Below are 13,334 nucleotides of genomic sequence, written 5' to 3'. Positions count from 1 at the left end.
ACGGGGCGGTGGAAATTCCACCGCCCCGCGATTCTATGATGGGCTAACGCTTTCTTTGGCGTTCTGGCAAACCGGATTAACCGGCAGACTTCAACTGCAGATTAGCGATACCGGCGGCAAGGTTGACGCCTGTACCAGCCTGGGCGCTCAAGGGCTGCAGCGCGAAGTTCTTGGCGTTACCGCCAATCAGGGCATTGGCGCCGAGACCAACTCCAACCGCGGCAGAGGCGGAAGCACCGACGTAGTTACCGCTCAGCGCGCCATCGCCGACGCGGGATTCAGCCGTGTTGAAGACGATCCAGCTCAAATACTGCTTGCCGGTCACGCCTACGTCGAGGCCAATCTTGCCGATAGTGCCGGTGTAGCGTTCGACGTCGCCCGAGCGTTGACGGAATTCGCAGGACACCGCCTTGCTGGAACCGATCACCAGACCGATGCCGCCTTCGATTTCACAAGACAGCGTGCCGACACGCTCTTTCTGTGCGGTTTCCATCTGCTTGTGCGAGCGCTTTGCTTCGGCATGGGCGACGGGTGCAACGGCAAGAGCGGCAATTGCGGTGGCAAGAACGATCTTCTTCATAGTGGACTCCTGTTGTCGTTGATATAGAGGTTTGGTTTGGTCAGGCGCGGAGGCGCCAGGTATTGAATGGTCGGTTTGATCGAGAGATCGGCGATGATCGGGCGCGAGGCAAAGCACTCCGCGATGAAGACCGCGCATTCGAGTGAGGCAAGCGTTTCCACTTCACCCGTCAGCATGACCCTGCCATTCTCCATGGATACCGTGATACGGCTGCCTTCCTGCCCATCCGCATAGGCGATGATTGCCTGAAGTGCGGCGCAGAGGCTGCAGTCCTGGGGGTTGGCGGCGGGCGCAAGTGCCTCGTCGGAAGAAATCATCATCTCGATCAACTCCTGGCCGAAGGCTTTACTTGAAGGTCTTGCGAACGGTGTCCTTGGACTCGCCGTATTTGCTTTGCACTTCGCCTGCGACCTTTTCGGCGCGGCCTTCAGCCTGCATGTGCGTGTTGCCGGCAATCTTGCCGACGGCTTCCTTGATCGAGCCCTTGACTTGGCGAACTGCGCCTTCGATGCGGTTGTTATCCATTTTAGAACTCCTTCCTTCTCATCATGATGTCGCCGTCATTGGCGCCATGGTGAAAAGATAGAGCGAGGAAGGCCTCCGCATCAGAGAGAAAACTACTAGTCCTACTGGTACAAACTGGCCTTTTTTCAATAAAATCAGCAGGGAAATTCAAACTTTGCGCAGTTTGCGCCCGCTGAAGCCTCGCTCGCGCGCCCAGATGACCGCGGCTGCACGGCGGTTCACCCCGATCTTGCCATAGAGAGAGGCAATGTGGTTGCGGATGGTGTGTTTGGAGAGATTAAGCCGGTCGCTCATCTCTTTGTCGCTGCAACCTTCGCAGATCAGCGTCAGAATATCTTCCTCGCGCTCGGTGAGATCGCTGAGCGACGCCGTTGATGCCGTTCCTCTCGATGTCTGGCGCAGGCCCGCCAGCCTCTCGACAACGGTGCGGCTGAACCACGACGTATCCGCCATGACGGTTTCGATCGCTTCGATCAACTCGTCCTCGGAGCGGCGACGTTCCGTCACATCCTGAAGCGCCCAGATGACGCATTGCTGGTCGTTGATCTCGACGCGTTCAGCAGAGACAACGCATTCAGCGCTGCCACCATCCTTCAGGTTCATCCTGAGTGGCTCTTCGCGGATCGGCACATTGCCCTTCAGGCGGCGTTCCACGTCTCTGCGTGCATTCACGTCATCCCACAGTTTCAACTCGCTCGCTGTCTTGCCGATGACTTCCTGTTCCTTGCGACCGCACAGCTCCAGAAACGCGTCGTTGACTTCGGTAAAGACAAAGTCTTCGAGCCGCGAAATCGCCGTCGGAGCCGGAGAAAGGCGGAAGGACTTGAAGAAGCGCTCCTCGCTTTGGCGCAAGGCATTCTGCGCTTTTCTGCGCCCGTCGAGATCGGCGAATGTGAAAAGCATGCAGGGCTCTTCACCGACAGCGATCACCTCGCCAGCAACGATCACCAGTCGGTCACCCTCCGTAATGGGGATCAGCGCCTCCCGGTGGCGAATGATGCGTCCGTCCTCAAGCCGATCAAGCGCGTCCTGTCCGGTTTCGCAATTGGAGAAGAGACCAAGCTCTTCAACACTGCGGCCGATGATCTCTTCTCGGGTAAACCCCGTCATCTCCATAAAACCCTGATTGACGCGAATGAAGCGCTTGTCCTCCATGCGGCAGATCAGGCCCGGCGCCGGGTTGGCGTTGAAGGCTCTCTCAAAGCGCTCTTCCGCCTCGTAAAGCGGCGTCTCGTCACGGATGATCAGAACAGTGACGTCCGGCTTCGCACCCGAATCCTCGATCGTCAAACCCCGGATGGTGTGAACCCACGTCAAGTCGAGGTCGGATGCCGGAGAGATTTCAACGGTCACATCGTCAACCTCCTCGCCGGCCACCAGCCGCTCCAGGGGATACTGCCCCTCGTCGAGCAGATGATTGTTGCGATAGCGAAGCGTGAAGTTCTTCCGGTAAGCCGCGATGTCCGTGCCGAGCTCCTCGAGCGTCTCGACCCGGTGCATCTCAAGCGCGGATTTGTTCGCCCAGGAGATTGTGCCATCCGGCTCCACCAGAATGAGACCGTCACTCAAGCCCGCAATGACGTGCTGCAGAACGAGACGGTTGATCTTCGGGGACTGCTCGATGTCGCTCATGAGGGGCAATCTCTTTCGTTTATGAATGATGTGAAATGGATCGAAGACGATAGTCCGGTGAAACGCGGGCAAGCGCAAACATGTTGCGCAGGGGCGGAAAAAAGCTCAAATGGGCACCCAAGCGATTGCACGACGAACGATCCAAAAGGACGAGCCTTTTCAATGCCGCAGATTTATGTCGATGCCGATGCGTGCCCGGTAAAGCCGGAAATACTGAAAGTCGCAGAACGGCATGATCTCGACGTTACCTTCGTCGCCAATTCAGGGCTGCGACCCTCCCGCGATCCCAAGGTGAAAAACGTCATCGTCTCAAACGGTTTCGACGCGGCTGACGACTGGATTGCGGAGCGTGCCGGCGAAGGCGATATCGTCATTACCGCGGATGTTCCCCTGGCCGGTCGCTGCGTGGCGAATGGCGCCATGGTCACGGGTCCGACTGGCCGCGTTTTCGATCAAGCCAATATCGGCATGGCCACCGCCATGCGCGACCTTGGCGCGCATTTGCGTGAAACGGGTGAAAGCAAGGGCTACAATGCCGCCTTCTCCCCACGTGACCGTTCGCAATTCCTGGAAACCCTTGACCGGCTTTGCCGCCGGATAAAGAAGTAATCGAGCATGGCGATCGCACCCAAGACAAAAGAACAGACAAAGATCAGTCTCTACGCACGTCATCGGCCATTTCTAATTGCTGCCGTCTTAGGGGGCGCGGTGTTGGCAGCAATGCTCATGCTCATACCGAAGCTCGCCATCGAATCTGCCGCCGTTGCGTTTTTTCTGACCTACCTCTTCCTGCTCGCCCTCCGGCTTCCCTATCTGACAGCAGCCCATCTCAAGGCTCATGCCGATCGCGACGATCTTCCAGCGATCGCCATCATCTTCATCACGCTGTTTGCCGTCGTCGTCGCTGTGGTGTCGCTGTTCATGGCGCTCAATCATTCCGGCGAAACCGCGCTGTCTCTGACACTTTCCTTTCTATCGGTCATTCTGGGGTGGCTCACGATCCACACCATGGCCGCGGTCCATTATGCCCACCTGTTCTGGCGCCCATCTGCTGATGGCGGAAAGCGGGAGCCGAAGGGCGGCATGGACTTTCCCGATACCGCCTCGCCCGGTATTTACGAATTCCTCTATTTCTCCGTCGTCATCGGTATGACGGCGCAGACCTCCGACGTTGCCGTCACCACAACGGCCATGCGCAAGGTCACGCTCGTCCACTCGATCGTGTCGTTCTTCTTCAACACTGTGCTGGTGGCAGCGGCGGTCAACGCCGCGGTGTCGCTGGCAGGTTGATACCGCTTTTATAAAGGATGCAGAACATGAAGGTAATTTCTCAGAACACGGCTTTTGGCGGCATGCAGGGTGTCTATGCGCATGAGTCCGAAACATGCAAATGCGAAATGACCTTCGCCGTTTTCGTGCCGCCAAAGGCGATCAACGAGCCCTGCCCCGTTCTTTGGTACCTTTCCGGACTGACGTGCACCCATGCCAACGTCATGGAAAAGGGTGAGTATCGAAGGCTCGCCGCAGAGCTCGGCCTCATCATCGTCTGCCCGGATACCAGCCCGCGCGGCAATGACGTCGCCGACGAATTGACCAACTGGCAGATGGGCAAAGGCGCCGGCTTCTACCTCGATGCCACAGAGGCGCCCTGGGCCGAGCATTATCAGATGTATAGCTACATCACCGAAGAACTCCCGGCGCTGATCGGTGAGCATTTCCGCGCCGATATGAGCCGACAGGGCATTTTCGGCCACTCGATGGGCGGTCATGGCGCGATGACAATTGCGCTGAAAAATGCGGACTGCTTCAAGAGCTGCTCCGCCTTCGCGCCGATCGTCGCGCCCTCGTCTGCGGACTGGTCGCGCCCGGCTCTCGAAAAATATCTCGGCGAAGATCAAGCCGCATGGCGTGCCTACGATGCCTGCGCCCTGGTGGAAGATGGTGCGCGCTTTCCTGAGTTTCTGATCGACCAGGGAAAAGCAGACAGTTTTCTGGAAAGCGGCTTGCGCCCATGGCTGTTCGAGGAGGCCATCAAAGGAACCGATATCGGCCTCACGCTACGCCTTCACGACCGTTACGATCACTCTTACTATTTCATCTCCACCTTCATGGACGATCACCTGAAGTGGCACGCGGCACGTCTGGTCTAAGCCATTAGAATTGCGTCGGTCGTGATCGACATCAAGGCATGATTGAGGGCAAGTTTTCGTTATGCGAGTGATCTTTCTCGCGCCTTGCCCTTATCAAAACAAGAAATCTACCTTAATTAGATAAGCAATACATTGAGTTGATGAGATAATGCCGAAGTCACTTGTTCTGCCTCCCCTTAGGGAGTTTTTCGATAACGCAACAGTTGCTCTGGCGCTCGCCGAAGCGAAAGGAGACAACGCACTTGTCCTCGTCAATCAGCACTTCAAAACCCTGACCGGCTATGACGACGCCGATGTTCTGGGCAAGAATTGCCGGATGCTACAGCAAGGCGCAGGCGGTGAGCGCGCTTCGAACGAAGAGGCGCGATCGAAGATTCACTCCTTCCTGTCTCGGCCAACCTCGTCGGTGATACGCACACCAATCGTCAATTTCCGCAAGGATGGCCGCCCGTTCGTCAACTTGCTGTTCATGTCGAAGCTGAGTTCCTCATCCGGCGACGTCCAATACATATTCGCATCGCAGTTCGATATCAGCCGGACGAGACCCGACCTGCTCGACAAATACAACACTGATCTAGGCACGACCCTCACGCGTATTCAGCCCATGCTTGAGGGCCATAATGTCATTATCGAAGGCAGCCTGGCAACGATTGCAAGCTCCGCCACCACGATTGCGCAGGCAAAAGTGACCTTGGCCGAGCTTGATAAAAGCGACCAGAGCCAGTCTGGTCGGACCCTGAGGGATTGAGTTTGGACCAACGTGCAGAAGCCCAGGATGTGCCCGTCGTCGGCATCGGATCATCTGCAGGAGGACTGGAGGCTCTTCGCGAGATGTTCAGCTCTGCTGAAGTCCCGACCGGCCTCGCTTTCGTCGTCGTGCAGCATCTCGATCCGCACCATGAAAGCATGCTGGCAGAATTGATCGGCAGGCACACCGCACTTTCCGTGAAACAATGTCAGGGCGGAGAGCGTATCCAGCCGGACACCGTCTTTATCATTCCGCCGGGACACGGTCTGTCCATTTCCAATGGAACGCTCGAGCTGACGAACTTCGCTCAGCCCCGCGGATTGCGTCGCCCGATCGACGACTTTTTCGTCTCGCTCGCCAATGACCAGAACGGCAATGCCGCCTGCGTTATTCTGTCCGGCACGGGCGCGGACGGTTCCACAGGTCTTCGCGCCGTCAAGGAAAATGGCGGCCTGTGCGTCGCCCAGGAGCCGGAAACGGCAAAATATGACGGCATGCCGCTTGCTGCCGCTGGCACCGGCCTCGTGGATTTCATCCAGCCGCCCGACAAGATTCTTGCCTGCATCGCCGGCTTCTTCTTCCGGCGCACAAAGGTGCTTGCCGATGAGCAGCCTTCGCTGGTCGAGGATCATATAGACGAGTTGTGCAAGACGCTGAGAAGCTCAGTCGGTCACGATTTTTCCGGCTACAAGAAGACCACCTTCGTTCGCCGTATCGAACGCAGAATGCATGTTCTCGGCATCGAACGCGCGAGGGAATACCTGCACCGGCTGCAACGCGATCAGGATGAATGCGAAGCGCTGTTTCGCGATCTGCTGATCAACGTCACGCGATTTTTCCGCGACCGGGAGTTTTTCGACGTTCTGCGCGATCGGGCGATCCGGCCCCTCCTCCAGAGCCAGGAAGCACGCGACGGAGGCGTGCGCGTCTGGGTGCCCGGCTGTTCGAGTGGCGAGGAGGCTTATTCCATCGCCATGCTGTTTGCCGAAGCAGCCCGCGAGTTACAGATTCTATGCGATGTCCAAATCTTCGCGACCGATATCGATGAGAGCATGCTGCAGATCGCCCGGTCGGGCTCTTATCCGAATGCCGCACTGGCCGACATTCCAGCCGCGTTGCACGAGCGCTATATTATTCCGCACAAGGACCGGTTCAACTTCGTCGGCCAGATCCGGGACATGATCCGTTTCTCCGGCCACAGCCTTGTGAAGGATCCGCCCTTTTCGAAGATCGACCTGATCTCCTGCCGCAACCTGCTCATTTATTTTGATGACAAGCTGCAGAAGACGATCATGCCGCTCTTCCACTATGCGTTGCGACCGGGCGGGTTTCTCTTCCTTGGTCCCTCCGAAAGCGTTGGTCGGTTCGAGACGGTTTTCGCCAGCATCGACCAGAAGGCGCGGCTTTTCGAAAGACTGCCGGGTCTTCCGACTTACCCCATTCCGCTTCCCGGAGGACGCCAGGATCAGGGTCGCCGACCGGGCGGCTCCGATGTTCAGCATGATGCAGCCAGAAGCGACGACGAAACCGTCGTGTCGCGTCTGCTTGAAAGATACGTGCCTGCCAGCATGCTTCTGGACCAGGAAGGTCAGATCATGGCAGCCTTCGGCAAGCTGAGCCGCTTTTTCGATTTTCCGGTGTCCCGCTCCAACGAGACCAGCGCTGCCTCGCTTGCCCGTCCCGGAGTCAAGGAGCAGATCGGACCTCTGCTGCGTCAAGCCCATTCAGCGAAGAAGCGTGTCATATCCAGCAAGGTTGAGGTCATCACCGAATTTGGCTCGCTGACGACAGACATCATCTGCGATCCGGTGGACGACGACAGGTTCCTCCTGGTGTTTCAGGATGCCGGGCAGTTCACGCCGCTGGAGGAAAGCGACCTTATCAGCCTTGAACCAAGCAACGGGCATGTCGAAGCCCTCGAGCGCGAATTGCGCTCGGCCAAGCATCGCCTTCGCTCCGCAACCGAAGAGCTTGAGACAGCGAATGAGGAGCTGAAGAGCTCCAACGAAGAAATGATGTCGATGAACGAAGAGCTTCAGTCGACGAACGAAGAGCTCACCACGGTCAATGACGAGCTGAAAAACAAGATCGAGCAGCTGACGATCGCCAATACCGATCTTCGTAACTTCTTCGATTCCACCAACCTCGCCATCATCGTTTTGGACCGAAACCTGCGTGTGCGGTCCTTCACACGCGCGGCCACCGAAATCTTCCCGCTGCAGGCATCTGATCGCGGTCGCCCGATTTCGGATGTCACCACGCGCCTCTTGACCCCGGACTATCTCGATCATGTCCGTCATGTCATGGACGAAGGCGTGGATTACCAGGATACCGTCTGGCACGAAGAAACGCGAAAGACATTTACCCTCAGAATCCTGCCCTACAAAACCACGGATGGCACCATCACCGGCGCAACCATTGTCATGACCGACATCTCGCATGCGGTCAGTGTAGAAACCCAGTTGCAGCGAGAGCAGAACCGGCACGAGCTTGCCGTCGAAGCAGCAGGCATCGGCGTGTGGGAGTATCTGCCGGAACGGCAGGAGTTTCTTCTCGGTGGGTCCACAAGGGAGTTGCTACAGGCACAGAGCGACCACCTCAGCAAGCAAGATTTCCTTGCGAAAATCCGGCAAGATGATCGGATCCAGGTGCTCGAAGCCCTCCAGCAGGCCGAGAAGGACCATGGCGGTTTCGACCTGACGACCGAACTTGCCTCCGCGCAAGGGTCTCGCTGGATCAAGGTGTTCGGACGTTACGTTGGCGATACGGATTCCCCGCGGATCATCGGTGTCACCGTCGATGTGACGGCCGAGTATCGGCTTGCCGAAACGCGCGAGTTGATGCTGAACGAGATGAACCACCGGGTGAAGAACCTCTTCGCCATGATCGGCGGCATCCTGCGCATGGCAGCACGCAAGCATGACACGGTGCAGAGCCTGGTTGCAGATGTCGAAGGCCGCATTCTGGCGCTGGGCAACGCCCATTCGCTTGCATCGAACCAGAAGCGCACAGGTCCGGTCGAGATTGCCGAACTGGTCAAGACAATCCTTGCACCCTATGAGCAGAAGGGCGGCATAAAAATCTCGCAAGGATCCCTACCGATTCCTGCAAAATGCATCACGCCGTTGACTCTCATCCTGCATGAATGGTCGACGAACGCGCTGAAATACGGAGCCCTCGGCCAAAGCCAGGGCAAGCTGAATGTGAGCTGGAACGAAGATAACGAAAATATTTATCTGCTATGGAACGAAACAATAGGAAAGCCCGTTGTAGCATTCGGGGAAAAAGGATTTGGGACTCTTCTGCTGTCAAGCGCCGCACGGCAATTGGGAGGCGCGATTGACACCAAGCTCGAAGGCTCCGAACTCCACCATATTCTGACTCTGCCACGTTCGGTATTAAATGACACGCAAATCGGTACTCATCGTTGAAGACGAAATCTTCGTTGCCCTGGACCTCCAAATGACCTTTGAAGAGGCTGGATGGGACGTCGCAGGGCCTTTTGCCAGCATCGAGCAATCATCGCTCTATCTCAAGGATCACACGCCAACCTGCGCAGTCCTCGATGTACGCTTGATCGATGGCGAAGTGTTCCCCGTCGCAGACGTCTTGTCCGAACGCAATATCCCTTTCGTTTTCCATTCCGGCCATGCTGACGGTCGGCAATTGGCGCAACGTTACGAGGCTTCTGCTTTTTGCCAGAAACCATGCCTGCCTGGAAAACTGTTGAACGAGTTGGAAAAACTGTCGGACCGCGCTGATCCAAAGAGTTCTGAAGAAGTTCGAGCAAGCGCGTAAACCGTTCTCCTCCTGTCAGATCGATGCAAAAAAGCCGGCATTTCAGCCGGCTTTTTCGTTGATAAATTCAAAGCATGTCGCGGTCTTTCAGATTTGCTTCCTGCGCTTAGCTCGTTGCTTTATCGCAGGTCATTATCAAAAAACCGCAGCACAGTTTTGCATGGACCATGCCTCAGGTCACTGGCAGACCCGGAAACTCTCCATATGCCAACCACCATCATAAGAGTTTGGTACCCGGCGATCTTCCAACCAGCAGCGGGGTGGCGGTGGTGGCGGAGGCTCGACGTAGCGCGGACCACTGTCATTGGCGATAGCGCCGCTGATGATGCCACCGAGAAGACCGGCTGCAATGCCGCCGGCAATGACGGCGCCCGTGTCGTTATGGCGATGCCTGCGTGGAGGGTCGCGATATGGCGGAGGCGGAGGGCCGCGGCGTTCGTAGCGATAAGGCCCGTCGTAATATTGCGCGGAAGCCGTCTGAACGCTGGCGAACAGAGTGCCAGTCGTCAGCACAGCAGCAAGGATCGAAAGCATAACTTTCTTCATGGCAGAAATCTCCAGGTGAACTGGCACAGAAGCTTGCCAGTCAACGCAGGATCAATCTGGCATAGAAGCTCTGAACACGCGATGAATGCTGAAGCCCATAGCAAGACCTCGACCGACACGGACAAAACATGTCCGGTCAATTCTTTTGAGGCAGCGTACCGATCTCCGGCGCATTGACCTTTCGCAGCGACTGTCGCCGCGCTAATCCAGTCATCGTTCCTCTTATTTCAGGGGAGCTCCCAAGTCCTGAGAGCCAATCAGGTAACACCTCGCCCCGCCTAGAAGGTGGGGCTTTTTTCTTCGCTGCTTTAAGCGAGGCGCCTGCCCGGATGGAAGCGCGCCACCTTCTGTGCGACGTGATTGTTTGAATGAAAATCTGTTTTCCATCGCAACTTTTCGGGCGGCACTCCGTTATTTGGCTGAGACTCCCAGTCTCTAGTTCCCCTCTCGACTGACAACCCGCCTCGTGCGGGTTTCTTTTTGGGAAATAGGTCGCGCTTACTGACATTTTTTGGGCAAGCGTACCGATGAGCCGCGATATGACCTCGCAGGCGCCCTCTTTCAGCGTTAGCTTTCCACCATCGCTCCCGGGCATTGCCCAACTTTCCCCGAGCGAACAACCTGCCCCGCCAATTTGCGGGGCTTTTTTGTACCCGCATTAGGGGGACGGTGCGACGGCCCGCCAGTTTTGGTTCGGTAAAGGACGATCGCGACGGGACTCCTCGCCAAGAAGCTGGTCCAGCAGTTCGACAATGGCCGTCGGCATGTTGACGATCAGATCATCAACCATCTGGGTAAACCAATGATACCCATAGATGGCAAGCAGCGTCAGCACGAGCAGTAGAAGCCATGGCCAGAGCGGCTTGCGCGGCGGCTCCCTTTTATCACTCTGCGCGTCGAGACTCACATCGAACTCCTTGGGCAAGGTCCTCTATAAGGATGAAGATCAACTCAGGCCCGCTTGTTGCGAGGCTCGCCGCCGGGCGCGTAAGCTGTCTTCTGCTGAAAGCGAAAAATATTGCCGCACTGAGCACAACGGATCATGTAATCCGCCGGGTTCGTTGAAGGACGCTCCGCTCTGAAACCACGTGGCATCTCATCAATACGAAAATCCACGTGAGCAGAATCTTTTTCATCTATCTCAGACGCTTCGGCAAATCCGCTGTGCCCGCAGCGCGAGCATTCGAGTTTCCGGGAGTATCGATCGCGAGAGGCCATTCTTCGTCCTTTGATTTCAGCATCAGGTAGCAGCGGCACGCGGGCGATTCAATAGTGACGCACACGCCTGAGATTTCCCTTGGCTCTCGCGAGCGATCGCACGTCGCGCTAAGATTCTGAAAAGATTCACTCTGTTTGAAAAAGGCGAATGCCGGAAATGCCGCATTTTATGGTTTGCGAATACGATTCATAAACCACTTGGTAACGTCATTCACCTAAATTTCGAAACGTGAAATTGTCTGGCGGGGCGTGTCGGACGGATCTGTGGCATGCGATTGAAGAGTTCAACAGTGTTGAAAAAACTATCTGAGGCGCTTGGTCGCGCAGTAGGCGCGACCTCTTTTGTGAAGGCTCTGCTGTTTGCAGCGGCCGTGGCGACAACCACTGTTTCCGCTACGCAGGTGGCGAAGGCGGACCCGAAATATGCTGGCATCGTCATCGATGCCAAAACGGGTAAGGTGCTCTACGGTGAAGATCCTGATGGTCTGCGCTATCCCGCTTCGTTGACGAAGATGATGACGCTTTACCTCACTTTCGAAGCGTTGAGCGCCGGGCGCATCACCCTCGACTCCAAGGTTCCGGTTTCGGCAAACGCCGCCAAGGAGCCTCCGTCCAAGCTTGGCGTGCGCGCCGGTGGTTCGGTCACTGTCGAACAGGCCATTCTCGCCCTCGTCACCCGTTCCGCCAACGATATGGCAACGGCACTCGGCGAGCATCTGGGCGGTTCGGAAGAGCGTTTCGCACGTATGATGACGGCAAAGGCTCGTGCGCTTGGCATGACACGCACCACCTATCGCAATGCCAACGGCCTTCCCAATACCGCGCAGATGACGACGGCGCGCGATCAGGCTCGTCTTGGCGTCGCGCTGCGCCAGCACTTCCCGCAATATTATGGTTACTTCAATACCCGCACCTTCACCTTCGGTAAGCAGGTGATCGGCAACCACAATCGTCTCGTCGGTACGGTTCGCGGCGTTGACGGCATCAAGACCGGTTACACCCGCGCTGCCGGTAGCAACCTCGCAACATCAGCGCAGCTCGATGGCCGTTCTATCGTTGCTGTCGTTCTCGGTGGCCGTTCGAGCGCCGCTCGTGACGCCACCATGCGCAAGCTGGTTGCGGAATATCTGCCGAAAGCTTCGCGTGGCGGAAATAGCAACCTGATTGCAGCAACGCCTTCGGCTCCGATCGAAGAACCCGTCGCTGTCGTCGCCGCTACCGCACCCACCTCCGGTCTTCCAAATGCCGGTCCTGTTCCGCAGCAGCGTTACGGCGACGAGGCCCCGGTCTCCGCATTCGCGCCAGCGCAGGCCAATGCAGCTGTTGCTGCCATGGATGTCGCAACACGTCCTCGCGCTCCGGTAAAGCTTGTCCCTCCCGTCAGCATGAAGCCAGATCGTTCCGTGGTGACCAACTCCACGAAGGTTGATAACATCGTGACCGCCTCCACGTCGCCGTCCAGCGCAGCCGCACCGTCTGGCGGCGCGGGTTGGGTGATCCAGATCGGCGCATCCCCGGACGAGAATTCCGCACGCAACCTGCTTCAGGCTGCGCAGGATAAGGGCGGCAATGCACTGCGTACCGCCAAGCCATTTACGGTCGCGTTCACCAAGGACGGCGCCCAGATGTACCGCGCCCGTTTTGGCGGCTTCAACGGTCAGAATGATGCAGTCAATGCATGCAATGCTCTGAAGAAGAAAGGTGTCAGCTGCTGGGCTTCGCTCCAGTAGGCCAACAGACTGTTCCAGGACAGGCCGTGGCGTTTTGTAAAACACGGCCTGCCCACTCCTCGAATTGTATTGAGTAACGAGGCTTTACAGATGGCAATCAATGAAAACTACTTGGACATCGCCCCCAAAGGCAGAAGCCAGTCGGCGTCGGTGCTTCATCCCATCCACGAAGCGGCAATGAAAATTGCCGACATTGGACTCAACAGATCCCGGCATAAGACCCGCGACCTGGTCAATCTTCTGCTTTGCCATGGCGCACGTGCCTGGCGCAGCAACCAGCCTGAGGCCAAGATCCATCTTCATATCGATGGACCATCCGGCCGGGCGCCTGTGCATCTCCGTCTTCGTTGAGAAACGGCGGCTCAAAAAGAAACCCTGCGAAACCTTCGTTTCGCAGGGTTTTTTCC

15 protein-coding genes are annotated in these 13,334 nt (G+C 57.1%); 8 read left to right on the top strand and 7 right to left on the bottom strand.

Annotation, left to right across the window (positions count from 1 at the left end):
• Positions 1-76: 76 nt before the first annotated feature.
• The 4 genes from AC07U5_RS07695 to AC07U5_RS07680 form a co-directional block, all read right to left on the bottom strand.
• A complete protein-coding gene (locus AC07U5_RS07695) occupies positions 77-580 on the bottom strand; it encodes a DUF992 domain-containing protein (RefSeq protein ID WP_113327145.1) in 504 nt (167 codons plus the stop codon).
• On the bottom strand, positions 577-900 hold the full coding sequence (locus AC07U5_RS07690) for a BON domain-containing protein (protein WP_062427538.1): 324 nt from the start codon (positions 898-900) through the stop codon (positions 577-579). Before AC07U5_RS07690 ends, AC07U5_RS07695 begins: the two co-directional genes overlap by 4 nt.
• 25 nt (positions 901-925) lie before the next feature.
• On the bottom strand, positions 926-1,105 hold the full coding sequence (locus AC07U5_RS07685; protein ID WP_062427339.1) for a CsbD family protein: 180 nt from the start codon (positions 1,103-1,105) through the stop codon (positions 926-928).
• Between the two features lie 147 nt (positions 1,106-1,252).
• Complete coding sequence (locus AC07U5_RS07680; RefSeq protein ID WP_111850741.1) at positions 1,253-2,737, bottom strand: helix-turn-helix transcriptional regulator; 1,485 nt, start codon at positions 2,735-2,737, stop codon at positions 1,253-1,255.
• 162 nt (positions 2,738-2,899) lie between these two features.
• On the opposite strand from AC07U5_RS07680, the gene AC07U5_RS07675 reads away from it, so the two are divergent.
• The 6 genes from AC07U5_RS07675 to AC07U5_RS07650 all read left to right on the top strand — a co-directional run bounded on the left by AC07U5_RS07675 (position 2,900) and on the right by AC07U5_RS07650 (position 9,433).
• On the top strand, positions 2,900-3,346 hold the full coding sequence (locus tag AC07U5_RS07675; protein WP_062427341.1) for a YaiI/YqxD family protein: 447 nt from the start codon (positions 2,900-2,902) through the stop codon (positions 3,344-3,346).
• Positions 3,347-3,352: 6 nt separating this feature from the next.
• Positions 3,353-4,027, top strand: a complete 675-nt coding sequence (locus AC07U5_RS07670; RefSeq protein ID WP_111850739.1) for a DUF1345 domain-containing protein — start codon at positions 3,353-3,355, stop codon at positions 4,025-4,027.
• Positions 4,028-4,053: 26 nt separating this feature from the next.
• Complete coding sequence (gene fghA / locus AC07U5_RS07665; RefSeq protein ID WP_494722673.1) at positions 4,054-4,887, top strand: S-formylglutathione hydrolase; 834 nt, start codon at positions 4,054-4,056, stop codon at positions 4,885-4,887.
• Positions 4,888-5,035: 148 nt separating this feature from the next.
• Positions 5,036-5,635 (top strand): PAS domain-containing protein, encoded by a 600-nt coding sequence (locus tag AC07U5_RS07660; RefSeq protein ID WP_494722672.1) that lies wholly within the window; start codon positions 5,036-5,038, stop codon positions 5,633-5,635.
• A 2-nt stretch (positions 5,636-5,637) separates the two neighbouring features.
• Positions 5,638-9,066, top strand: a complete 3,429-nt coding sequence (locus tag AC07U5_RS07655; protein ID WP_062427344.1) for a CheR family methyltransferase — start codon at positions 5,638-5,640, stop codon at positions 9,064-9,066.
• Entirely contained in the window at positions 9,038-9,433 is a 396-nt protein-coding gene (locus AC07U5_RS07650) for a response regulator (protein ID WP_062598408.1), read from the top strand. The genes AC07U5_RS07655 and AC07U5_RS07650 overlap by 29 nt, the downstream gene beginning before the upstream one ends.
• 177 nt (positions 9,434-9,610) lie before the next feature.
• On the opposite strand, the gene AC07U5_RS07645 is transcribed toward AC07U5_RS07650, so the two are convergent.
• From AC07U5_RS07645 to AC07U5_RS07635, 3 genes are all read right to left on the bottom strand, one after another.
• Positions 9,611-9,979, bottom strand: a complete 369-nt coding sequence (locus AC07U5_RS07645; protein ID WP_062427346.1) for a hypothetical protein — start codon at positions 9,977-9,979, stop codon at positions 9,611-9,613.
• 658 nt (positions 9,980-10,637) lie between these two features.
• On the bottom strand, positions 10,638-10,904 hold the full coding sequence (locus AC07U5_RS07640; RefSeq protein WP_494722671.1) for a hypothetical protein: 267 nt from the start codon (positions 10,902-10,904) through the stop codon (positions 10,638-10,640).
• 26 nt (positions 10,905-10,930) lie between these two features.
• A complete protein-coding gene (locus AC07U5_RS07635; protein WP_062437439.1) occupies positions 10,931-11,197 on the bottom strand; it encodes a hypothetical protein in 267 nt (88 codons plus the stop codon).
• Positions 11,198-11,466: 269 nt separating this feature from the next.
• Here AC07U5_RS07635 and AC07U5_RS07630 point away from each other — a divergent pair, with 269 nt between their 5' ends.
• A complete protein-coding gene (locus AC07U5_RS07630; protein ID WP_494722670.1) occupies positions 11,467-12,927 on the top strand; it encodes an SPOR domain-containing protein in 1,461 nt (486 codons plus the stop codon).
• Positions 12,928-13,017: 90 nt separating this feature from the next.
• Entirely contained in the window at positions 13,018-13,278 is a 261-nt protein-coding gene (locus AC07U5_RS07625) for a hypothetical protein (protein ID WP_062427349.1), read from the top strand.
• Positions 13,279-13,334: the final 56 nt, after the last annotated feature.

This window comes from Agrobacterium sp. GW821-FHT02D03 (assembly GCF_059421725.1).
The sequence above is the reverse complement of the archived record's forward strand: the minus strand, read 5'-3'. Positions and strand labels throughout refer to the sequence as shown.

Coding starts and splice junctions, on each gene's coding strand:
- AC07U5_RS07695 (WP_113327145.1), bottom strand. CDS start 580: ATGAAGAAGATCGTTCTTGCCACCGCAATTGCCGCTCTTGCCGTTGCA.
- AC07U5_RS07690 (WP_062427538.1), bottom strand. CDS start 900: ATGATGATTTCTTCCGACGAGGCACTTGCGCCCGCCGCCAACCCCCAG.
- AC07U5_RS07685 (WP_062427339.1), bottom strand. CDS start 1,105: ATGGATAACAACCGCATCGAAGGCGCAGTTCGCCAAGTCAAGGGCTCG.
- AC07U5_RS07680 (WP_111850741.1), bottom strand. CDS start 2,737: ATGAGCGACATCGAGCAGTCCCCGAAGATCAACCGTCTCGTTCTGCAG.
- AC07U5_RS07675 (WP_062427341.1), top strand. CDS start 2,900: ATGCCGCAGATTTATGTCGATGCCGATGCGTGCCCGGTAAAGCCGGAA.
- AC07U5_RS07670 (WP_111850739.1), top strand. CDS start 3,353: ATGGCGATCGCACCCAAGACAAAAGAACAGACAAAGATCAGTCTCTAC.
- fghA (WP_494722673.1), top strand. CDS start 4,054: ATGAAGGTAATTTCTCAGAACACGGCTTTTGGCGGCATGCAGGGTGTC.
- AC07U5_RS07660 (WP_494722672.1), top strand. CDS start 5,036: ATGCCGAAGTCACTTGTTCTGCCTCCCCTTAGGGAGTTTTTCGATAAC.
- AC07U5_RS07650 (WP_062598408.1), top strand. CDS start 9,038: ATGACACGCAAATCGGTACTCATCGTTGAAGACGAAATCTTCGTTGCC.
- AC07U5_RS07645 (WP_062427346.1), bottom strand. CDS start 9,979: ATGAAGAAAGTTATGCTTTCGATCCTTGCTGCTGTGCTGACGACTGGC.
- AC07U5_RS07635 (WP_062437439.1), bottom strand. CDS start 11,197: ATGGCCTCTCGCGATCGATACTCCCGGAAACTCGAATGCTCGCGCTGC.
- AC07U5_RS07630 (WP_494722670.1), top strand. CDS start 11,467: ATGCGATTGAAGAGTTCAACAGTGTTGAAAAAACTATCTGAGGCGCTT.
- AC07U5_RS07625 (WP_062427349.1), top strand. CDS start 13,018: ATGGCAATCAATGAAAACTACTTGGACATCGCCCCCAAAGGCAGAAGC.